This is a genomic window from Streptomyces sp. NPDC055966, from assembly GCF_042269865.1.
In the GTDB taxonomy this organism is placed as follows: domain Bacteria; phylum Actinomycetota; class Actinomycetes; order Streptomycetales; family Streptomycetaceae; genus Streptomyces.
Window position 1 is genome coordinate 276,409 of record NZ_JBHJYK010000007.1, and the last position, 21,678, is coordinate 298,086.

Annotated in this window: 19 protein-coding genes and 1 pseudogene; 9 read left to right on the forward strand and 11 right to left on the reverse strand. The window is 70.1% G+C overall.

The genetic code is table 11. From position 1 onward, the window contains the following. Positions 1–102 precede the first annotated feature (102 nt). The 4 genes from ACFC8N_RS17605 to ACFC8N_RS17620 all read right to left on the reverse strand — a co-directional run bounded on the left by ACFC8N_RS17605 (position 103) and on the right by ACFC8N_RS17620 (position 4,015). Positions 103–474, reverse strand: a complete 372-nt coding sequence (locus tag ACFC8N_RS17605; protein ID WP_376288688.1) for a DUF397 domain-containing protein — start codon at positions 472–474, stop codon at positions 103–105. Continuing rightward, complete coding sequence (gene haaN, locus ACFC8N_RS17610; protein WP_376288689.1) at positions 366–845, reverse strand: cyclophane-containing RiPP N-acetyltransferase HaaN; 480 nt, start codon at positions 843–845, stop codon at positions 366–368. The genes ACFC8N_RS17605 and haaN overlap by 109 nt, the downstream gene beginning before the upstream one ends. 59 nt (positions 846–904) lie before the next feature. Beyond that, the gene (locus tag ACFC8N_RS17615; RefSeq protein ID WP_376288690.1) at positions 905–1,600 is read right to left on the reverse strand and encodes a hypothetical protein; all 696 of its coding nucleotides are present in this window, start codon (positions 1,598–1,600) and stop codon (positions 905–907) included. Between the two features lie 297 nt (positions 1,601–1,897). Then, positions 1,898–4,015, reverse strand: coding sequence for a WD40 repeat domain-containing serine/threonine protein kinase (locus tag ACFC8N_RS17620; protein ID WP_376288691.1), 2,118 nt, complete (start codon positions 4,013–4,015; stop codon positions 1,898–1,900). 306 nt (positions 4,016–4,321) lie between these two features. Between ACFC8N_RS17620 and ACFC8N_RS17625 the strand changes: the two are divergent. After that, positions 4,322–4,714, forward strand: a pseudogene (locus ACFC8N_RS17625) (4Fe-4S binding protein); the annotation flags it as partial. Between the two features lie 7 nt (positions 4,715–4,721). Then, positions 4,722–5,570, forward strand: coding sequence for a formate dehydrogenase accessory sulfurtransferase FdhD (fdhD, locus tag ACFC8N_RS17630; protein WP_376288692.1), 849 nt, complete (start codon positions 4,722–4,724; stop codon positions 5,568–5,570). Positions 5,571–5,667: 97 nt separating this feature from the next. On the opposite strand, the gene ACFC8N_RS17635 is transcribed toward fdhD, so the two are convergent. Then, entirely contained in the window at positions 5,668–5,793 is a 126-nt protein-coding gene (locus ACFC8N_RS17635) for a hypothetical protein (RefSeq protein WP_362820438.1), read from the reverse strand. Positions 5,794–5,845: 52 nt separating this feature from the next. On the opposite strand from ACFC8N_RS17635, the gene ACFC8N_RS17640 reads away from it, so the two are divergent. After that, positions 5,846–6,628: a TIGR03084 family metal-binding protein gene (locus ACFC8N_RS17640; protein ID WP_376288693.1), complete on the forward strand. Its 783-nt coding sequence runs from the start codon at positions 5,846–5,848 to the stop codon at positions 6,626–6,628. Positions 6,629–6,787: 159 nt separating this feature from the next. Here ACFC8N_RS17640 and ACFC8N_RS17645 read toward each other — a convergent pair whose 3' ends face one another. After that, complete coding sequence (locus ACFC8N_RS17645; RefSeq protein ID WP_376288694.1) at positions 6,788–7,609, reverse strand: LysR family transcriptional regulator; 822 nt, start codon at positions 7,607–7,609, stop codon at positions 6,788–6,790. A gap of 152 nt (positions 7,610–7,761) precedes the next feature. Between ACFC8N_RS17645 and ACFC8N_RS17650 the strand changes: the two genes are divergently transcribed. Then, positions 7,762–8,481: an SDR family oxidoreductase gene (locus ACFC8N_RS17650; RefSeq protein ID WP_376288695.1), complete on the forward strand. Its 720-nt coding sequence runs from the start codon at positions 7,762–7,764 to the stop codon at positions 8,479–8,481. Positions 8,482–8,499: 18 nt separating this feature from the next. Here ACFC8N_RS17650 and ACFC8N_RS17655 read toward each other — a convergent pair whose 3' ends face one another. Next, on the reverse strand, positions 8,500–9,027 hold the full coding sequence (locus ACFC8N_RS17655; RefSeq protein WP_362820441.1) for an isochorismatase family protein: 528 nt from the start codon (positions 9,025–9,027) through the stop codon (positions 8,500–8,502). A gap of 19 nt (positions 9,028–9,046) precedes the next feature. Continuing rightward, on the reverse strand, positions 9,047–9,484 hold the full coding sequence (locus ACFC8N_RS17660; protein WP_356030450.1) for a MarR family transcriptional regulator: 438 nt from the start codon (positions 9,482–9,484) through the stop codon (positions 9,047–9,049). Between the two features lie 125 nt (positions 9,485–9,609). On the opposite strand from ACFC8N_RS17660, the gene ACFC8N_RS17665 reads away from it, so the two are divergent. Together ACFC8N_RS17665 and ACFC8N_RS17670 are read left to right on the forward strand one after the other, a co-directional pair. Continuing rightward, the gene (locus ACFC8N_RS17665; protein ID WP_362820442.1) at positions 9,610–10,527 is read left to right on the forward strand and encodes a zinc-binding dehydrogenase; all 918 of its coding nucleotides are present in this window, start codon (positions 9,610–9,612) and stop codon (positions 10,525–10,527) included. A 151-nt stretch (positions 10,528–10,678) separates the two neighbouring features. Further along, complete coding sequence (locus ACFC8N_RS17670; protein WP_376288696.1) at positions 10,679–12,556, forward strand: exo-alpha-sialidase; 1,878 nt, start codon at positions 10,679–10,681, stop codon at positions 12,554–12,556. Here the strand turns inward: ACFC8N_RS17670 and ACFC8N_RS17675 are convergent. Continuing rightward, on the reverse strand, positions 12,506–13,525 hold the full coding sequence (locus ACFC8N_RS17675; RefSeq protein WP_376288785.1) for a bile acid:sodium symporter family protein: 1,020 nt from the start codon (positions 13,523–13,525) through the stop codon (positions 12,506–12,508). The two genes, ACFC8N_RS17670 and ACFC8N_RS17675, sit on opposite strands and share 51 nt — an antisense overlap. Positions 13,526–13,747: 222 nt before the next feature. Here ACFC8N_RS17675 and ACFC8N_RS17680 point away from each other — a divergent pair, with 222 nt between their 5' ends. Then, a complete protein-coding gene (locus ACFC8N_RS17680) occupies positions 13,748–14,617 on the forward strand; it encodes a LysR substrate-binding domain-containing protein (RefSeq protein WP_376288697.1) in 870 nt (289 codons plus the stop codon). Between the two features lie 64 nt (positions 14,618–14,681). Here the strand turns inward: ACFC8N_RS17680 and ACFC8N_RS17685 are convergent, their stop codons facing one another. Next, positions 14,682–15,683: an Lrp/AsnC family transcriptional regulator gene (locus ACFC8N_RS17685; protein ID WP_376288698.1), complete on the reverse strand. Its 1,002-nt coding sequence runs from the start codon at positions 15,681–15,683 to the stop codon at positions 14,682–14,684. A 123-nt stretch (positions 15,684–15,806) separates the two neighbouring features. Between ACFC8N_RS17685 and ACFC8N_RS17690 the strand changes: the two genes are divergently transcribed. Then, a complete protein-coding gene (locus ACFC8N_RS17690; RefSeq protein ID WP_376288699.1) occupies positions 15,807–17,294 on the forward strand; it encodes an MFS transporter in 1,488 nt (495 codons plus the stop codon). Between the two features lie 479 nt (positions 17,295–17,773). Further along, entirely contained in the window at positions 17,774–19,600 is a 1,827-nt protein-coding gene (locus tag ACFC8N_RS17695) for an AMP-dependent synthetase/ligase (RefSeq protein WP_356030456.1), read from the forward strand. Positions 19,601–19,627: 27 nt separating this feature from the next. On the opposite strand, the gene ACFC8N_RS17700 is transcribed toward ACFC8N_RS17695, so the two are convergent. Continuing rightward, a complete protein-coding gene (locus ACFC8N_RS17700; protein ID WP_376288700.1) occupies positions 19,628–21,658 on the reverse strand; it encodes a PQQ-dependent sugar dehydrogenase in 2,031 nt (676 codons plus the stop codon). Between the last annotated feature and the right edge of the window lie 20 nt (positions 21,659–21,678).

Genomic DNA, 21,678 nt, shown 5'->3' on the forward strand with positions numbered 1-21,678 from the left:
CATGATGATCCACCTCTCGGTCGTCACATTTGGTGGACAGCCTGTGCGGCTTTCTGCAGGGTGACGCCCGCCTCCTCAATTGCATCGGTGTCGACACCTCGTTCAATCGCGTGACCATGCTCGCTGCCCACGCGGCTTGAACAAGGAGCCGAGGTCTCCCACCCTGACGGCTGCGACGAAGCCTGACCAGTCGGACATGTCGAAGAGCAACACGGGCCCGTGGGGGTTCTTGGAGTCCCAGATGCCGATCCCGTTGGAGAAGTCGGCTACCTCGACGCAGTACGAGTCCTCGTTCCCGCTGTTCGAGCTCCTGCACCAGGCACTCCGTGGCGTGTGCTGAGACCTCATCGATGCTCTTCCGGGATTCATGTCGTGCTCGTGCCGATCCGGTAGACGATCTTCTCGTTGTCCTCCTCGAACCCGAGCGATCGGTAGAAGGTGCGCGCATCCGAGTTCACCCGGTCCGTCATCCATTCCAGGCGGGTGCAACCGGGGCGTGCCGTAGCTAGGTCACGGAGTTCGCTCATCAGCTGGGCGCCGATGCCCTGCCGACGCAGGGTGTCACGGACGTACAGCTCCTTGAGGAAGAGGGAGTGGGTGGCACCGGCGCTCGGCCAGAGGAACGAGTACGCAGCGAGGCCCACGATGTCTCCTGCCTCGTCCTCGACCACCAGGGCGGAAGCCAGTGGCGGCGACCCGAAGAGCGCCTCCTCGACCTGTGCCTGGCGCTCGTCGAGCGGCTGGATGTCGGCATCCGTGGTGCCGTAGAAGCGCTCGATCTCCTCGATCAGTGCGGCCAGCTGTCGGACGTCGTTCTTCTCGGCCGGCCGGATCGTCACGGTCATCGGCGTGCAGCTCCTCTCATTCGGGGTGAACCTCGGGCCTCAGGTGGGCGGCGGTGCGGCTAGGAGGCGGCTGGCGCGGCAGCATCCAGCGCCCAGCCGTGCCGCTGTAGAGAACCCTGGACGTGCCGAATGAGATACGCCAGGTCCGCGCAGTAGACGGACGGGTTGCGGTACCCACGGTCCGTGCTGAAGCGGTGCGGCAGGTAACCGCCGCCGCACACCGCCACCAGGGGACAGCTCCGGCACTCCGCGGCGAGTGCGGCCGTACCCTCCTGCTGGCGGTGCTGGAGCTTGGGGTGGCGGAGAGCCGCGTCGAAGGAGTCGTCGAAGACGTCGAGCCCGAGGCGGGTGGCGCCCTCCTCGACGGAGCGGAGGGTGTCCACGCCCTCGATGCTGCCGTCGGACTCGATCACGACACTGGTGGGTGGAGCCAGCCCGAGCGTCTCCACCGAGCTGCGCACGCCCGAGCTCAGCGCGACGATGTCCTCCAGCATCCGGACGCTGTGCTGGTGGTCCGGGCGGTTCAGCCAGGCGTCGTAGACGCTGCTCATCCAGAGCCCGTACTCGGGCACGCCGGGGTCGTTGCAGTGGGGTGGATCGTCGTGGGTCCCGTGCGGGAAGCCGAAGTCGATCACCGGGGGCTCGAAGGAGGCCAGGTAGTCGTGGACCTCGACCGGGTCGTTGGCCAGGTCCACGACGGCGAGCAGTCCGGCGAACAGGTGCGGCCGGGACCGCAGGAGTTCGAGGCCGCGCACGGTGGAGGCCGAGGTGGATCGCCCGTGGTGGTTCGAATGGCCTCGTGCCCGAGCCGCGGCTGCCTGGTGGCGGGGGTTCCATTGGCCCGCGGCAGGATCAGGCTGCATTGGCCAGGACGGTGGCTTGCGGCCAGCTGCGGTCGACAGCATGGCAGTTCCCGTCGATGTCGACGACGGGGTGAAGGTCGTCCACGGCAGCCCGGCGAGCGATGCTGTCATCCTCGACCGCCACGGTGCCCGGGCGAGCACGACGGTGTCGAGATATTGGATCGTGTGGGCAATGCCGGGGACCCTCCCTTACGTCATCGTCCACATCGTGAGGTTCGTGCCCCCGCTGGCTAAGGTCTTGCCGTCCGGGCTAAAGGCGATGCAGTTGCTTGTGGTGTCGGTGGTGACGGCAGCGGTGCTCCCGCTGTTGGCGGTGTTCCACACATTGACAGCGCCGTCTTTGGTTCCGCTGGCGAGGAGGGTGCCTGGGCCGGGCGCGATGCACGTTATCTCGGAGCCGGGGCCGGCGAGGGTGGCCGTGCTCCTGCGGGCTGCGACGTCCCAGAGCGTGAGTGTCCCGTCGGAGCGAAGGTTCGCCAGCCTCTTCCCGTCGGAGCTGAATGCCAGGGAATGCAAGGTGGAATTGGTCCGGGCGAGAGTGGCGATGTTCGAGCGGGAGGGGACGTCCCACAGTTGAAGCCGTCCGTCGCTGGTGGTGTTCCCGGGGTTGCCGTTGCCGGAACTGGTCGCCAGGACGGTGCCAGAAGGGCTGAACGCCAGAGTTGAGATCCAAGAGGTATCGCCGGTGGTCAGCGGTGTGCCGGCGGTCCGGGTGGACAGATTCCACAACCTGAAGGCAGGGGCGTCGTAGCTGGCTGCCAGCATCCCGCCGCTCGGATGGAACGCCACGTAAGCGACGGAGCCATTCCACTCGACAGGATCGAGGTATGGGAGCGTGGTTTCGGCGCCGGTGGCAACGTTCCACACGCTGACCGTCCCGTCACCGTTGCCGACGGCCAATCTGGCCCCGTCCGGGCTGAACGCCACGGACAAGGCCGTCGAGAAGGCGGGGTTGAAAGCGGTGACCTGAGCGAGTGATTTAGGCCATGGGTTCACGGGCTTGTGCGTGAAGGTCTTGGCCAACGTTTTGGTGGCCACGTTCCACAGCCTGGCCTCGCCGTCGTCGTCGGCGCTGGCCAGGGTGTTGCCGTCCGGGCTGAACGCCACTGAACGCACGACGGCATTGCCGCCGCCTCGGAGCGTCACCGGGCTGCCGGGGCTACTGGCCGGGTGCCGGCTCGGGCCCGGGCTTGGGCTGCCGCCTTTCTTGGGGGTGCCTGCGCTGTCGGCGAGTGTCAGTCCCAGTGCGGCGAGTGTCCCGGCCGACGCCGTGGCCAGTGAGCCGAGGATGAGGGTGCGGCGGCGTGGGCGGTGGCGAAGGGCTGCGGGCGCGGGTGGCGAGACGGTGGGCTGGGTGGGGGCGGGCGCGGTGTCGTGGTTGGGCGCGGTGGCGGTGACCGGTGTGGCCGGGTCCTCTGATGCTGGTGCGGGGCCACGGCTGGATGGCGTTGCATCCCGGGTGGAGGTCGAGTGCGGTCCAGGCGCATGCCGCTGGATCGAGTGCAGGCGCTGGACGGTGCTGGCTGCGTCCGGCCGAGCGTCCGGGTGCTTGGCCAGGAGCGCAGTAACCAGCTCGACGATCTCCGCCGACACGTCGTTTCGTAGCGTGTGCAAAGCGGGCGGTGTTTCCTCCAGGTGCCGGTGCATCAAAACCCAGGGTTGCTCGGAGGCGGGGAACGGCGGGGTGCCAGCGAGTAGCGCGTGCAGCACGCAGCCGAGTGCGTACTGGTCGCACTTCGCGTCGACGTGCTCGCCGCGCCATTGCTCCGGCGCCATGTAGGCCGGAGTGCCGATCAGCCGGTCGGTGACCGTGATACTGCCGGTGGTGTCCGCGGCCCGGGCGATCCCGAAGTCGCAGATCTTGATCCGGCCGTCGTCCTGCAGGAAGAGGTTGCCAGGCTTGAGGTCGCGGTGCACCACTTTTCCGCCGTGCGCGGCGGCCAGCGCCTCTGCGGTCTGAAGCGCGAGACCGACCGCCTCGGCGACCGGCAGACCGCCGGGCGAGCGGGCCAGGAGCTGGGAAAGGTCCATCCCTTCCAGCAGCTCCATGACGATGAACTGCCGGTTCTCGTGCTGCCCGACGTCGTACACGACCGTGATACCGGGATGCTTGAGCCGGGCGCCGATCGACGCCTCGCGCCGAAACCGCTGTAGCTCCTCATGCGTCGCGTGGAACTGCAGCAGCACCTTCACCGCGACCGGGCGGCCGAGCTCGGTGTCGAATGCTCGCCACACCTCGCCCATGCCACCGTGCCCGAGCCGCACGTCCAGCCTGTACCTACCGGAGAGATGGTCCCCCGCCCGCACGATTCCCCCCTGCCGTACTCAACTGCCCGCGTTGCAGAGGCCATTGTGCAGTGTGACGATCACCTGTACCACGGTCCCCGGCCAGCGCCGGTCAAAAACCGTATGGACGTCACCGGAGCCGAGGCCCTCGTCAAACTCCCCACCCTGGTCTGGAACGGCAACTTCGACGCGTAATGGCTACCATGCCGGCGCGAACCCATATGCACCCAATGTCTCCGCTCTCACCACGTCCTCACACTCGCCGGGTGGTCACGACCACTCAAGGAGAGCTGCGCCCATCGGCAATGCGGGTTTCGAGGTCGGCGACGCAGCGTCGACGCCTGCGGCGACCAGTGGCAGAACAGCTTCGCGATCGCGGTCGCCGGGTGCGGTTTCGACGCGCGGATCGCCGTCGAGCACGATGCCCCGCTGACCGACTCGGCCTGTGTGTACTGCGGGAACTGCGTCGGGGTGTGCCCGCGCGGCGCCCTCGCGCCGCGTACCGAGTTCGACATGCGGGCGGCCGGCACCTGGGACGAGACACGGCAGACCGAGACGTCCACGGTGTGCGCGTACTGCGGAGTGGGCTGCACCCTCACCCTCCATGTGCAGGACAATGAGATCGTGAAGGTCACGTCACCGCACGACAATCCGGTGACCCACGGCCATCTCTGCATCAAGGGCCGTTGCGGCTACCAGCACGTACAGAACCGGGGCTGATCAGGACATGGGACGAGTCACGGAACGACGCAAGGTGCTCCGCATCCGGGATGGGGCGGTCTCCACCCGGCCGGACACACTCGTCGCCGAGGAACCCCTGGAGATCCGGCTCAACGGAAAGCCCCTCGCGATCACCATGCGCACGCCGGGCGACGACTTCGCACTGGCGGCAGGATTCCTGGTGAGCGAAGGTGTACTGGCTACTGCACACGATCTACAGAACATCGTCTACTGCGCGGGGGCGACTGCAGACGGCTCCAACACCTACAACGTCGTGGACGTGCGGACCACCCCGGACGTGACATTGCCGGACTTCACCCTCGAACGGAACGTCTACACCTCCTCCTCGTGCGGCCTGTGCGGCAAGGCCAGCCTGGACGCCGTCCGCACCACCGCGCGTTTCCCTATCGCCGACACTCCCCCGGTCCGGGTCACCCCCGAGCTGCTGGCGAGCCTCCCCGACCGTCTGCGGGCGGCCCAGCGGGTGTTCGACCGGACCGGGGGCCTGCACGCGGCGGCCCTGTTCACCGAGGACGGCGAGTTGCTGGACATACGGGAGGACGTGGGCCGCCACAACGCCGTGGACAAGCTGGTCGGACGGGCGCTCCAGAACGGCGACCTGCCCCTGTCACGGACGATCCTGCTCGTGTCCGGACGGGCCTCGTTCGAGCTGGCGCAGAAGGCAGTGATGGCGGGCATCCCAGTGCTGGCGGCGGTGTCGGCGCCGTCCTCGCTCGCGGTGGACCTGGCCGCCGAGACGGGGCTGACCCTGGTGGGTTTCCTGCGGGGCAGCTCGATGAACGTGTACGCGGGAGAGGACCGCATCGCCCTGCAGGAGGCGGACGCCCAGGGCTGAGGCCGACTCCCCGCGGCACGGCGGCGGGGCCCCGCCGGCGGGGAGCGCCCCCTGCGCCGCTGGGCCCCGCCTCAGAGCGTGTCGGGTGGCCGGTTGGTTACGCCATGATGAGGTCTTCGGCGGTCTTGGTTCGCGCGGTCTTGCGGTGGGATTCATGGCTCCACCGCGATGACTGCCCGTCCAGCCGGACGGGCATCAGGCGGATCATCGCGACCTTGGTCATGGCCTGGGAGAGCACACTTCGTCTCCGCCGTTGGTCGGGAAGGATTTGCACCATGGCGCACATGTTGAACTACAACCTCGCCGTCCCCGATGCAGATGACGCCGGTGTCCTGTCCGCGCTGGTGGCTGAGAGTGACGAGCTCGACGCCCTGGTCAGGGCAGTGGACGACTGGTCCATACCGACACCGGCACCGGGCTGGACGGTCGCCCACCAGATAGCCCACCTCGCGTGGGCGGACGCGAACGCAGTCAGCGCCTTACGCACTCCGGACGCGTTCGGCGCCGAGCTCGGGCGGGCGGAAGCCGAAGGCAGCGGGTATGCGGACAAGGCCGCCGCCGCGGGAGCGGCCAAGCCCCGGTCGGTACTTCTGGAGGAGTGGCGGGCCGGTCGAACGGAACTGGCGGCGGCACTGCGCGACACGCCATGGGACCACGCATTCCCCTGGTACATGTCGATGGTGACCCCGGCCCTGATGGCGCCCCTTCGTCTGATGGAAACCTGGGCACACGGGCAGGACGTCTTCGATGCTGTGGGCGGGGCACGCCGCCCGACGGATCGACTGAAGCACGTGGCGTCGCTGGGGGTGTTGGGGCGGGCGCTGTCCTTCGCCGCCGTCGGACTGCCTGAGCCGGCGGACCCCTTCCGCGTCGAGCTGACAGCACCTGACGGACGGACCTGGGTGTGGGGCCCCGAAGCTGCCGCGCAACGGGTACAGGGCGGCGCCATCGACTTCTGCCTGTGTGTCACCCGGCGTCGCCCCTGGTCCGAGACCAACATGACGGCGACCGGCGAGGACGCCCGGAAGTGGCTGGAGGTGGCGCGCGTCTTCCTCTGAGAGCTTTCGGGGTGCCTGTGTCACGCGAGACGCGTGACGGTTGCGATCTGCCCTCCGGACACGGCGGCGGTCCCGATCACGCGGTGTGTGCCGGTGCGACAACTCCGGGGCCGTCAGCGGCCCATGCTCGGCGTGATCAGCTGGCCACCCGACAGGCTCTCAGCCGCACCCCGCCGTCGCCGCGGCCTCGGCGAACCCGGTGATCAGGGGCGAGGTACGGCCGGCCGCCCAGGCCAGCAGCACCTGGTCCGGTTCGGCGTCGACGACCGGTACGTAGCTGATGTCCGGGCGGGAGTACTGCTCGGCGATCGAGTGCGGGACGAGCGTGATGCCGCTGCCGGCGGCCACGCACTCGAACTTCTCCTCGACGGTGCGTACGGGCATGTCGCCCGGCCCGGGAAGCGCGTAGGTCAGCCATGTCTCGCCGTCGAGGTCGGCCAGGGACAGCTCCGGCTTACCGCCGAGGCGGTGTCCGGCCGGGAGCATCGCCACGCGGGACTCGGTGTAAAGGAGCCGCAGTTCGAGACCCTCCTCGCGCAACGGAGCGCGTACATAGGCGATGTCGAGGGTGCCGTCGAGGACGAGCCGTTCCTGGTCGTCCCATTCGATGCGGCGTGCGCTGGTCTCGACGTCCGGGTGCGCGGCCCGGAAGGCACGCAGGGCCTGGGTGACGACGATGCCGGCGCGGAAGCCGACGACGAAGCGGCGGGGCCCGCCCGCGGCCCGGCCTACCCGGCGCCGCGCGCCGTCGGCCGCAGCCAGCAACTGATGTGCTTCCTCAACAAGTTGGCGCCCGGCATCGGTCAACATCACGCCATGGCTGTGGCGTACGAACAGCTCGACCCCCAAGTCCTTCTCCAAGGCCCGGATCTGCCGGCTCAGCACCGGCTGGGCGATGTGCAGCCGCTCGGCTGCGCGGCCGAAGTGGAGCAGTTCGGCGACCGCGGCGAAGTAGCGGACCTTGCGCAGATCCAGGTCCATGACCGCCCCTCTCGTCGGCACGCTCGCGCACCTGTGGTGATGCCTTCAGGGTATCGCCGCGGGCGAAAGAGGACTTGGACGTACACCCTCGTAGGAGCGCAGGCTGGAGTCGTCCGATCGGGATGGAACATCGGTATGGAGAGGGATTTCCCATGGATCTGCGGGGACAGCGTGTGGTCGTCATCGGGGGTACGTCGGGTATCGGGCTCGCGGTCGCCGAGGGGGCGGCGCGGGAGGGCGCGGAGGTGGTGGTCGCCTCGCGCCGGCCGGAGAGTGTGGACGCGGCGCTGAAGCTGCTGCCCGAGGGGGCCGGGGGGAGGGTCCTGGACGCGACGGACGAGGACGCGGTGCGCGGCTTCTTCCAGGAGGTCGGGGTGTTCGATCATCTGGTGTACACGGCGGGTGAGGCGCTGCTGCTGGAGAGCCTGGCCGAGACGACGGTCGAACGGGCCCGACAGTTCATGGACACACGGCTGTGGGGGGCGTACACGGCGGTGAAGCACGCCGCCGCCTCGATCCGCCCGGGCGGGTCGGTGGTGCTGACGACGGGGACGGCGGGGCGCCGGCCGGTACCCGGTTCGAGTGCCGCGTCGGCGCTGTGCGGGGCGATGGAGTCGCTGACCCGGGCGCTGGCCGTGGAGCTGGCACCGGTGCGGGTCAACGCGGTCTCGCCCGGGGTGGTGCGCACCGAACTGTGGCGGGAGTTGCCGGAGGACGTCCGGGAGGGGCTGTTCCGGTCGTCCGCCGAGTCGCTGCCGGTGGGACGGGTCGGCGAGCCGGCGGACGTGACAGAGGCGTACCTGTATCTGATGCGCGGGGTTTACAGCACCGGGTCGGTGGTGGTGGTGGACGGCGGCGGCACGCTGGTCTGAGCCGTCACACGTCACCCGTCAGCCGGCGGCGAGGCGGACGCCGTCGGCGGTCACGACCGTCCCGAGCCGGGGGAAGTCGAGCCGGACGGACGCCTCGTGTTCGGCGGCGGTGAAGGCGGCCATGGCGTCCTCCACGAAGACGAGGCCGTACCCGAGGTCCGCGGCGGCGCGAGCGGTGGACTCGACGCCGAGGTTGGTGGCGATGCCGCCGAACACCAGCGTGGTGACGCCTCGTTCCTGCAGCCGCTCGTGCAGTCCTGTGCCCTGGAAGGCGCCCAGGGTGCGCTTGACCACCTCCAGGTCGCCGTCGCGGACGAGTCCGGCCACCAGGTCGCTGCCGGGCGGCTGTTCGGCGGCCGAGGGGCGTTCTACCCGGACGAGCACGACGGGCGCTCCGGCGCCGCGGAATCTGTGCGCCAACTGCTCGGCGGTGGCGAGCACATGGGTGCCGGTGCGGGGTTCCAGGGGCAGCGCGACGATGCGATCCATCAGGTCGATGAGGATCAGGGCGGTGCGCTGCGGATCGAGTACGGGAGCTGCGGTCATGACGGAACGTTACCCGCCGTCAGCCATCCGTGCCGGAAATCCGGATCAACAGGCCCATGAACTGATCGCGTTCGGCGGCCGAGAGCGGGGCCAGCAGATCGTCGTTTGCCTCGCGGGCCGCCTTCTCGCAGCGTTCGAGGAGGCGGGCACCCTCGCCGGTGAGGGACACGGCGTTCTTGCGCCGGTCCCGGGGGTCGGGGGCGCGGACGACGTGGCCCGCGGACTGGAGGTCGTTGAGGACGCCGACCAGGTCCTTGGGATCGAGGCCGACACTGCGGCCGAGGTCGGCCTGGGCGACCGGGGCGAGGTCGCGGACGGCGGAGAGGACCACGTGGTGCCACATCTTCATGCCCTCGGCCGCGAGGGCCTCGGCGACCAGGGCACGGCCCCGGGCGGCGGCCCGGCCGAGGAGCCAGCTGGGCAGGGAGCGGATCGCGGGCAGGGGAGCTTCGGCCATGACGGCAGCCTAGCCAGAAAACGTTGGACTTCCCAACGAAGACCGGTTACCGTTGGGACTCCCAACGATTTCATGGGTTTTCCCAACGACCGATGCGCCGGGTCCGCCCGGCCATGGAGGTGCTGATGCGTCGCGTTCGCTACGACTCCGCCGGCGGCCCGCTGTTCCTGGAGGAGGCCCCCGTCCCCGAGCCCGGCCCCGGGGAGCTGCTGGTGCGCTGCGAGGCGGTCGGTGTCACGCTGCCCATCGTCCGCAAGGTCACCGAGGCCGCCGAACCCATCGCACTGGGCGGCGAGCTCGCCGGTGAGGTGGTGGCGGTCGGCGAGGGCGTGAGGCGTTTCCAGCCGGGCGAGCGAGTGACCGGCCTGTGCTTCGGCCACGGGTACGCGGACTTCGCCCTGCTGCACGAGGCCATGGCCTCGCCGGTACCGGACGACGCGAGCGCCGTGGACGCGGTCGCGCTGGTGCGCAGCGGCCTGGTGGCGTTCGGAGCGCTGGAGGCGGCGCGGCCCGCACCGGGCGAGGCGGTCCTCGTCACGGCGGCGGCGAGCGGCGTCGGGCACCTCGCCGTGCAGCTGGCGCGGGCGCGGGGCGTGGGACGGGTGGTGGGCGCGGTGTCCGATCCGGCGAAGGCCGGCTTCGTGCGGGCGCTGGGCGCGGACGACTGTATCCAATATGCGGACGACAGTTGGGGGGATCCGGTCGATTGCATACTGGATGCGGTCGGCGGTGATCTGCTCACCCCGGCGCTCGCCGCCCTCGCCCCGCACGGCCGCCTGGTCGCCTACAGCTCGGGCGGCGGCACAATCCAGGCCTACGACCTGCTGGTCGGCGCCAAGTCGGTGATCGGCTTCCAGATGGCCCTGATCGCCCGCGGCCGGCCGGAACTGTACGAGCAGTGGCGCCGGGAGCTGTGGCGGCTGTTCACCGAGGGCGCCGTGACGCCCGCCGTGCACGGCGAGTTCGCCCTGGAGGACGCGGCGAAGGCGCACGAGGCGATCGAGACGCGCGCCAACCTCGGCAAGGTCGTCCTGCGGCCGTGAGGCTCGGCGTACTCGTTGAGGCCTCGGCGCACTCCGTGCACTGCACGCTGCTTGTGGGGCGCCTTGGCCCCAACTACCGTCATCGGTGCGCACGTTGGACATCGGATGTCCGAATGTCCAGATGTCCGACCGATGAAGGGCAGGTCGCACCATGCCGTCAGGTCTTCGCGCCCGTCTCAGATCCGCACTCGCCCTCGTATGCACGACGGCGGCGCTGCTAGTGGCGCCACTCGCCACACCCCACCCCGCACAGGCCCAACCCGTGGATAAGACACCCCAGTTCACACAGCAGGTCCTGTTCAAGGCGTCCCAGGACCCCGGCTACGCCTGCTTCCGCATCCCGACGGTCGTCAAGGCCGTCGACGGCACACTGCTGGCGCTCGCCGAGGGACGGGTCCCCAACTGCGGGGACGCCACCGACATCGACATCGTCCTCAAACGCTCCACCGACGGCGGCCGCACCTGGGGCCCACTCCAGGTGGTCAACAAGGGCCACGGCGACACCCACGGCAACCCGGCGCCGATCGTGGACCGCACCACCGGCCGCATCTGGCTCGCGGAGACGTACAACACAGGCCGTACGGACAGCGCCAGCTGCACCGCGCCGTGCGACCGCACCCCGCACCTCCAGTACAGCGACGACAACGGCCTGACCTGGTCCGTACCGCGCGACCTGAGCCCGGAGATCCTGCCCGCCGCCTGGAACTCCTGGTACGCGACCGGGCCGGCGCACGGCATCCAGCTCACGCACGGACGGTACGCCGGACGGCTGGTCTTCGGGGTCAACGCCGAGTCCTGGGACGGCACCCGGATCACCGCCAACCACGCGGCGCTGATCGTCAGCGACGACCACGGCGGCCACTGGCGGATCGGCGCCCAGGACTCCTGGCCCATCGCCGAGGACGGCACCTTCCGGCAGAAGCCCTCCGAACTCGCCCTCGCCGAACTCGGCGACGGCTCCGTCCTGGTCAGCGGCCGGGAGCAGGACGGCACCGACCTCGGCCACCGCACCCAGGCCGTCAGCCACGACGGTGGCTCCAGCTTCACCGCTCCATTCCGCGACCTGCCGGACCTGTACGCACCGATGGTGCAGGGCTCGCTGCTGCGGCACGGCGACCGCCTGCTGCTCGCCTGCCCCGCCGACCCCGACCGGCGCCGCACGATGATGATCCGCTCCTCCTACGACGGCGGCCGCACCTGGGACAGCGTGGACCGCGGCACGGTCGTCACCACGGACTGGTCCGGCTACTCCGACCTGGTGCGCATCGCCGGGGACACGATCGGCCTGGTCTACGAGGGCGGCGCGGTGGACTCGCGCGACGAGATCCGCTTCGCCCGCTTCACCGAGAACTGGCTCGCCCCGCGCCGCGGCCCCGACCCGGTCACTGCCGACTTGGCCCCGCACGCCCGCCCGGCCGCGGTGCTCGGCGGCGCGCGGCGAACGCAGGGAGTGTTCGGCGGCGCGCTGGAGTTCAACGGCACCGACGCGGCCGTACGTCTGCCGTACAGCAGCCGGCTGCCGCTCGGCACGAAGGACTTCACGGCGTCGCTGTGGTTCCGGTACACGGCCACCACCGGTGAGCAGCCGCTGCTGTGGATGGGCGGGACCGGCACCACGCAACCCCAGGTGTGGCTGCGCGCCGAGCCGGCGAACAACCGGGTCCAGGGCCTGATCACCGTACGGCACGGCGCGGCGGCTCCGCAGACTGCATACGTTCGCACGAATACTGCATACAACGACGGCCGCTGGCATCACGTGGTGCTCCGGCGGGGCGGCGGCCGGCTGATGCTGTCGGTCGACGGTATGCAGTCGTCCGTAGCCGACATCCCGGGGTCGGTCAGCCGTAACTCCCCTTTCGGCGTGCACATCGCGCAGCGCATGGACAGCCGCGCCTTCTTCACCGGCGCCATCGACGAGGTGCACGTATGGGACCGGGCGCTCACCGACCAGGAGCTGTCGGACCCGATGGCGCTGCGGTCAGCGAAGGACACGGTCCTGTGGCTGCCCCTGGACCACGTGGGCCGCTGACGCCCCGGGCGCCGCGTCCAGAACCTCCTCCGGATCGCGGGCACGGCGCTTGGCGATGACCGCGCACACCATCAGCTGCATCTGGTGGAAGAGCATCAGCGGCAGCACGGCGAGGGAGGCGTGGGCGCCGAACAGGACGCTCGCCATGGGCAGCCCGGAGGCGAGGGACTTCTTCGACCCGGCGAACTGGATGGCGATCCGGTCCGCCCGGCCGAAGCCGAACGCCTTGCCCCCGTACCAGGTCAGCAGCAGCATCGCGGCCAGCAGGACGGCTTCCACGACGACGAGGCCACCGAGCCGCGCGGGGCTGACCTGGTGCCAGATGCCCTGGGTCATGCCCTCGCTGAAGGCGGTGTAGACGACGAGCAGGATGGAGCCGCGGTCGACCAGGCCGAGGACCTTCTTGTGCCGCGCGATGAAGCCGCCGATCCAGCGGCGCAGCATCTGCCCGGCGAGGAACGGCACCAGCAGCTGGAGCACGATCTTCACCAGTGAGTCGGCGGAGAACCCGCCGCCGCTGTTGCCGAGGAGCGCCGCCGCCAGCAGCGGGGTGATCAGTATGCCGGCGAGGGAGGAGAAGGAGCCCGCGCAGATCGCCGCGGGCACGTTGCCGCGGGCGATCGAGGTGAACGCGATGGACGACTGGATCGTGGACGGCACCAGCGTCAGGAACAGCAGACCCTGGTAGAGCGGATGGGTCAGCAGCGTCGGCACCAGCATCCGCGCGGCGAGCCCGAACACCGGGAAGAGCACGAACGTGCAGAGCAGCACGGTGACATGCAGCCGCCAGTGGCGCAGGCCGTCCATCGCCTCCCGGGTCGACAGCCGGGCGCCGTAGAGGAAGAAGAGGAAGGCGATCGCGGCCGTCGACGCGCCCGAGGCGACATCGGCGGCGGTCCCCCGGGCCGGCAGGAGCGCGGCAAGGCCAACAGTCCCCAGCAGCAGGACGATGTACGGGTCGATCGGCATCCAGCTCGGCCGGCGCAGGCGTGTCACGGTGCTCCGATGTGCTCTGTTGTGTGCGTGTGGGGACTGAAGTTGTCGTCGGTCGGTCAGCAGGTATCGCTGAGTGTCTTTGTTCGTTCGGGCCCGCAAGAGCCCCTCCATGCTCCCCCGGGCCATGCCGATCGGGAATCCCGTACACCACTCTGACTGCCATCACATTTTGCGATAACCGGCTAATCTGGTGCCGTGTACGACCCAGCACAGCTGCGCACCTTCCTCGCCGTGGCCCAGACCCTGAGCTTCACGCAGGCCGCGCGTCGGCTCGGGCTGCGCCAGTCCACGGTCAGCCAGCACGTCCGCCGCCTGGAGGACGCGACCGGACGGCAGCTGTTCACCCGGGACACCCATTCGGTGGAGCTGACCGAGGACGGCGAGGCGATGCTGGGCTTCGCCCGGCGGATCCTCCAGGTACACGAGCAGGCGACGGCGTTCTTCACCGGCACCCGGGTGCGCGGCCGGCTGCGGTTCGGCGCCTCGGAGGACTTCGTGCTCACCCGGCTCCCGGAAATCCTGGAGAGCTTCCGCTACGACCACCCCGAGGTCGACCTCGAACTGACCGTCGAGCTGTCCGGCACCCTGCACGAGCAGCTGGCCGCCGGAAAACTGGACCTGGTGCTCGCCAAGCGCCGCCCTGAAGACCCCCGCGGCGAACTGGTGTGGCGCGACGACCTGGTGTGGATCGGCGCCGAGCGGCTGCGCCTGGACGCCGACCGGCCCGTCCCGCTCATCGTGTACCCCCCGCCCGGCATCACCCGGGCCCGTGCGCTGGAGGCGCTGGAGCGCGAGGGCCGGGCGTGGCGGATCGTGTGCACCAGCGGCAGCCTCAACGGCCTCATCGCGGCCGCCCGCGCCGGCCTCGGCGTCATGGCGCACTCCCGGCGCCTGATCCCGCCCGGCCTGTTCCGCCTCCCGGACCGCTCCGGACTGCCGGACCTCGGCAAGACCGACTTCGTCCTCCTCCACGGCCGCCGCCACGGCGCGGCGGAGAACGCAGCGAACGCCCTGGCCACTGCCGTCCTGGCGGGCGGCGAACGGCTCCGGCGACGCGGCGACTGAGCAGACCGCGGCGAAAGCCACCGTCCACCGCCGCCGGCCGGATACCGTCCCGCCTCCGGTGGATTCAGCCGGCCACCGGATACGTCAGATGCTTCACCCGGCGCAGGAACGGCGTCGTCTCCACGTGCTGCACGCCCTCCAGGCGGCCGAGCGGGCCGCTGAGGTAGTCGTACAGGTCGGCCGTGCTGCGGGCCACGACGCTGGCGACAAGGTTGGAGGAGCCGGCCGTCGCCGAGACGTGGGCGATCGGACCGTGGGCGGCCAGGGCCCGGCCGACCGCGGACAGGGCGGCCGGGACCGCGGTGATCCACAACAGGGCGGAGACCGGGTAGCCGAAGATCCGCGGCGGGTACTCGACGTCGAGATAGATCGCGCCGGAGGCCAGCAGCGCCGTCAGCCGCCGTTTGACGGAGGAATCCGAGCGGCCGGTCGCGCGCTGGAGTTCGGGGTACGTGGCACGGCCGTCACGTTCCAGTACGGCCAGCAGCGGCTCGTCGTCGGGTTCGAGGCGGGCCGGACCGGACGGCGGTCCGGAGCCGGGACCCGAATCGGATACGCAGCCGGGATCGGCCCGCAGCGCGGCGATCTCGTCCTCGGTGAGCGCGCCGAACTTGCGGAGCCAGCCGTCGACACCGCCGTAGAAGCGGTGCAGGAGCTGGTGGGCACGGATCTCGAGCACGCGCGGGGTGCGCGGCAGTTTGCCGAGCAGCAGGTCGTCATGGTCGCCGGGGCGGTGCGGCCGGGTCAGGAGGATCACCTCGGTGCCGCCCGAGGCGAGACCGATCCAGAAGGTGTCCGGTCGCTTGGCGAGGGCCTCACCGATGGCCAGGGCGCTGTCGGGGGCACAGCGCACGCGCAGCATCCACTGGTCCTGACCGAGCCGGTAGGCATCCCGCAGGGCGACAACGCGCACGCCGCCGGTCGCGACGAGCCTGCGGTAGCGGCGGGCGACGGTCTGGTCGGAGACGCCGAGCACCGTGCCGATCCGGCTGAAGGGAGCCCGGCCGTCCACCTCCAGCGCGGACAGCAGGCGCAGGTCGAGAACGTCGAGAACGTCGGATTCCATCTCCGGCACGCGATCCCCCGTCGGATTTCGTCGCACGAGGCGTACAGAGCGGTCCGATCGGCCCCGCCCCGGTCATCGTACGGAACGACAGGAAGACGACGGGAACGATACGGGGAGTGGAGCATGCGGAGCTGGGGGACGCTCACGGCCGTGTGCCTGGGCACGTTCATGCTGCTGCTGGATGTGACGATCGTGGTGGTCGCGCTGCCGGACATGGCCGGCTCACTGCGCGCTTCGCTGGGCGATCTGCAATGGGTCGTCGACGGGTACGCGCTCGCGCTGGCCGCGCTGCTGCTCGGCATGGGAGCGGCGGCCGACATCATGGGGCGGCGCCGGGTACATGTGACGGGTGTGGTGCTGTTCGCGCTGGCCAGCCTGCTGTGCGGGCTGGCGTCGGGGCCGGGAGCGCTGGTGGCGGCGCGGGCGGTGCAGGGCATCGGCGGCGCGGCGATGTTCGCGACGACGCTGCCCCTGCTCGGCTCCGTCTACCAAGGACGGCAGCGCTCGGCGGCGCTCGGGGTGTGGGGCGCGGTCAGCGGCGGGGCCGCGGCGGTCGGGCCGGTGCTGGGCGGACTGATCACCGAGGGACCGGGCTGGCGGTGGATCTTCTTCGTGAACCTGCCCGTGAGCGTGGCGGCCGTATGGCTGATGCTGCGGGTGGTGCCCGAGTCTCGCGGGCCGCGCGGGATGCGCGTCGACTGGGCGGGTACGGCCTCCTTCGCGCTGTTCGCGGGCGGTGCGACGTATGCCGTGGTGCGCGCCGGCGAGGACGGCTGGACGGCGTCCGCGACACTGACGGCGTTCGCGGTGGCCGCACTGGCGTTGGTGGTGTTCGTGCTGGTGGAGCGGCGGGTGGCGCATCCACTGCTGGATCTGTCACTGCTGCGCCGGCCGGCCTTCGTCGGCGTGATGCTGGGATCGTTCGCCTTCAACGGGGTGGCGTTCGCCGGGATCCCGTACCTGTCGCTGTGGATGCAGACCCTGCTGGGGCTGACGCCGGTGCGCGGCGGGCTGACGCTGCTGCCGATGACGGTGGTGTCGATGGTGGTCGCCGTACTGGTGGGGCGGCTGCTGCACGGGGTGCCGGCCTGGCTGACGGTCGGCGGCGGACTGCTGCTGATCGCCGCGGGCACCCTGTGCCAGGCGGTGCTGGACGCGGGCTCGGACTGGACGGCGCTGGTGCCGGGATTCGTGCTGGTCGGCGTCGGCACCGGGTTCGTCGCGCCGACCGTGGCCGGGGCGGCGCTGGCGGCGGTACCGCAGGAGCGGGCCGGCATGGCGGGCGGTGCGGTGAACACGGTGCGCCAGCTCGGCTACGCGCTCGGCGTGGCCGTCTTCGGCACGGTCCTCACCTCGCGGATGACCGGCACCCTGCCGAACGGGGCGGCCCACGCCCTGGCCGGCGGCGCCGCCGGGGCCCTGCGTGGCCACTTCGCCGAGCACACGCTGCGCACCGCGTTCGCCTCGGGCCTGAACGGCGCGCTGCTGGTCGTCGGCCTCGCGGGGACGGTCGTGGCCGCCCTGGTGCTGCTGCTCGTACGGGCGGGCCGGCCGATCCCGCCCAGGGAGTCCGGCACCGTGTCGCGGGAGGCGGTGGCGGCGCACCGCTGACAACAGCGGCCGACTGCTGACGAAGGCGGGCGGACGGCTGCTCCGACGCGTGCAGGGCGGGGGCGGTCCCGGGAGCATGACTCCGGGGCCGCCCTCGCCGCGCGAGGTCGCGCGTATGCAATATGCAGTATTCGGTGTGCGATATGTGTGGGGAGGTGAACGGCGAACGTGATGTCGTATGCGATGAGCAGGACACTGCATGCCGTGAGCAGGGCACTGTATGCCGTGACCAGGATGGTACGGCCCGTAATTAGCCCGTACAGATTCGGTGGAGATTACGGCACCGAAACTTACTGACCCGTCAGTATCGTGTCCGGCCCTTCCCCATGTGAGGGCATTTTCCGGTCACCTCCCACGAAAAACGTGAGGTTTGCGCGGTTAACTACCCCCTCCCGCCCGGTCACGCCGTGGGGTAGCTTTCACCGCGCTGTGCCGAGCATCACGGGCGTGACCAACAGCGAGGATCGGGGAGCGAGGTTTTGCGCGAGTTCACCAACCCGCCGTTGGCGTCGGCGCCGCCCGTGGGCGGTCTGGCCGACGTCGTCTTCGAGCATGCCCAGAGCGACCCGACGCATATCGCCCTCGGCCGCAAGGATCCCGACGGGCAGTGGCGCGATGTGACCGCTGCCGAGTTCCGCGACGAGGTCATGGCCCTCGCCAAGGGCCTGCTCGCGCGCGGCATCCGCTTCGGCGAGCGCGTCGCGATCATGTCCCGTACCCGTTACGAGTGGACCCTGTTCGACTTCGCACTGTGGACGATCGGCGCCCAGGTGGTGCCCGTCTACCCCACCTCCTCGGCCGAGCAGTGCTTCTGGATGCTCTACGACGCCGAGGTGTCCGCGGCGATCGTGGAGCACGAGGACCACGCGATGACCATCGCCACCGTCATCGACCGTCTCCCGCAGCTGCGCCAGCTGTGGCAGCTGGACTCGGGCTGTGTGCAGGAGCTGTACGACGCCGGCGCGCACCTGGACGACGAGACGGTGCACCGCCACCGGCAGGCCGTCACGCCCGACTCGGTCGCCACGATCATCTACACCTCCGGCACCACGGGCCGCCCGAAGGGCTGTGTGCTCTCGCACGGGAACTTCATGTTCGAGGCGGACACGATGATCCAGCGGTGGCAGCCGGTGTTCCACACCAAGAGGGACGACGAGGCCTCCACCCTGCTGTTCCTGCCGCTCGCGCATGTCTTCGGGCGGATGGTGGAGGTCGCCGCGATCCGCGGCAAGGTCCGCTTCGGGCACCAGCCGCAACTGCACGCCGCCGCGCTGCTGCCCGATCTGGCCGCGTTCAGGCCGACGTTCATCCTGGCGGTGCCGTACATCTTCGAGAAGGTGTTCAACTCCGCACGCCGCAAGGCGGAGAAGGAGGGAAGGTCGGGGCCGTTCGAGAAGGCGGTCGACATCGCGGTGAAGTACGCGGAGGCCGTGGAGGCGAAGGCATGGGGCATCGGGCCCGGGCCGTCGGCGGGACTGCGCATGCAGCACCAGTTCTTCGACAAGGTCGTCTACGGCAAGGTCCGCGCGGCGATGGGCGGCCGGATCCGCAACGCGATGTCCGGCGGTTCGGGGATGGACCGGCGCCTGGGGCTGTTCTTCGCGGGCGCGGGCGTGCAGATCTACGAGGGCTACGGCCTGACCGAGTCGACGGCCGCGGCGACGGCCAACCCGCCCGAGCGCACCCGTTACGGCACGGTCGGCCAGGCCATCCCCGGGATGACCGTGCACATCGCGGACGACGGGGAGATCTGGCTGCACGGCGGCAACGTCTTCCAGGGCTACCTGAACAACCCGAAGGCCACCGATGAGACCCTGCACGAGGGCTGGCTGGCCACCGGTGACCTCGGCTCGCTGGACGAGGACGGCTATCTGACCATCACCGGCCGCAAGAAGGAGATCCTGGTGACCTCCGGCGGCAAGAGCGTCTCGCCCGGGGTGCTGGAGGAGCGGGTCCGCGAGCATCCGCTGGTGAACCAGTGCATCGTGGTCGGCAACGACCGGCCGTACATCGCCGCCCTGGTCACCCTCGACCAGGAGGCCGTCGAGCACTGGCTCCAGATGCGCGGCAAGCCGAGGCTGACTCCGGCGCAGCTGGTGCGCGACGCGGACCTGGAGACGGAGGTGCGGCGGGCGGTGGTGGCCGCCAACACCCTCGTCTCCCAGGCCGAGTCGATCCGTACCTTCCGCATCCTGGCGCAGCCGTTCACCGAGGAACACGGCCTGCTCACGCCGTCGTTGAAGCTGAAGCGGAAGGCGATCGAGAAGGTGTACGACAACGAGGTCGAGGCCCTCTACCGGACCTGACGGTACGTCAACTCGTCGGCTTCAGGCTCACTTGATCGTCACGCGGAAGATCTTGTCGGAGCCGTCGGGGGCGTTGCCGTTGTTGTCGCAGTTGGTGGTGGACAGCCACAGCTCGTCGGCGCCGGGCACCTTGGTGACCGTGCGCAGCCGGCCGTAGGAGCCGACGTAGTACGCGGTGGGTGTGCCGACATTCTCGGTGTCGCCGTTGATGGGGATGCGCCACAGGCGTTCGCCGCGCAGGGACGCCATGTAGATGACGTTGCGGACGACGGCGATGCCGCTGGGCGAGGCCTCGGAGACGTTCCAGGTGGCCTTGGGGTTGGTCATGCCGGGGACGCTGCAGGTGCCTTCGCAGGTGGGCCAGCCGTAGTTCGCGCCGGGCTTGATGAGGTTGAGTTCGTCCTTGGAGCTGTTGCCGAACTCGGCTTCCCACAGGCGGCCGTTGCGGTCGAAGGCGAGGCCCTGCGGGTTGCGGTGGCCGTAGCTGTAGACGTAGTTGCCGAACGGGTTGCCGGGGGCCGGTTTTCCGTCGGTGGTCATGCGCAGGATCTTGCCGTTGAGGGAGTTCTTGTCCTGGGCGAGATCGGGCTGCTGGGCCTCGCCGGTGGAGACGTAGAGATAGCCGTCGGGGCCGAAGGCGAGGCGGCCGCCGTTGTGGTAGCGGTTCTTCTTGATGCCCTGGAGCAGGATCTTGTAGCCGGTGAGGGTGCTGCCGTCGTAGGTCATGCGGACGACCCGGTTGCCCTCGGCTGCGGTGTGCATGAAGTAGACGTAGTGGTTCGTGGCCCACTTGGGGTCGACGGCGACGCCGAGCAGGCCGCCCTCGCCGTTGGTGGTGACGGCGTTCGGTACGGTGCCGACCTGGGTCCTCGTACCGTCCTTGGTGACCTTCCAGACCCGGAAGTCGTCCCGCTCGGTGACGAGGGCGGTCTTGCCGTCGGGCATCCAGTAGGTGCCCCAGGGGATGGTCCAGCCGCTGGAGAGGGTGGCGATGGACGACGGGACACCGCCGTCGGTGGCGCAGGCCTTGGTCGTGAAGGAGACGGTGTTGCTCGGCGGTGAGACGTTGCCGGCGGCGTCGCGGGCGACGACGTCGAGGGTGTAGGGGCTGTTGCAGGCGAGCCCGGTGAGGGTGGTGGAGGTGCCGGTGGTGACGGTCTGGTAGACGGTCGACCCGCTGCGGATGTCGTAGGCGGTGACGGCGTGGTCGTCGGTCGAGGCGCCCCAGGTGAGGTCGACGGTATTCGATGTGATGTCGACTGTCTGCAATGTACCGGGTGCGGTCGGCGGTGTGGTGTCGGAGCTGGGCTTCGTCGTGCAGTCGACGACCGGGCTGGCGGGCGAGGTGTTGCCGGCCGCGTCCCGGGCGATGACCGTGAGGTCGTAGGTGGTGTTCGGGGTGAGCCCGGTGAGCGTGTGCGTCGTGGTGCTGCCCGGTGCTTCGCCGATCTTGTTGCCGTGCTCGTAGAGGTCGTACGCCGCGACGCCCGTGTCGTCCGTCGAGGCGCCCCAGGACAGGGTGAGCCGGTCCTCGCCGATATCCGAGCAGGAGGGCTGCCCGGGGCGGGTGGGGGGCTGGGTGTCGGTGGCGGCTGCGAGGCTCAGGCTGTCGAGGTTGGGGCCTCCGTTGTCGGTGGTGGCGGTCGCGCGGATCGTGTTGGTGCCCGCCTTCAGCTGGACGTTCACGGTCTTGGCGGCCCAGGTGTTCCAGTCGGTGGTGGCCGGGAAGGAGACGGCGGGTGCCGCGACGGTGCCGTTGACGGAGAGGTCCATCGGCCGGTCGGTCGGGGTGCCGTTGGCGTACCGCAGGGTGAGTGACGCGGGGCCTGCGGTGGCCGCGGAGACGGTGAACTCCACGGAGGAGCCCTTGACGTTGGTGTAGTCGACGAAGCCGGTTCCGGTGTAGCCGGTGTGGTTGGTGGCGACGGTGCCCTGGGAGATCAGGGCGTCCTCGGCCTGGAAGTCGGTGGCGGCGAGGGCGGTGCCCTGGCTCAGTGCGGCCAGTGGCAGCGCGAGTACCGCGGCCAGGCCGTAGGACAGAACTCTCCTGATGGTCATGGCTGTTGGTCCCCTTGTTT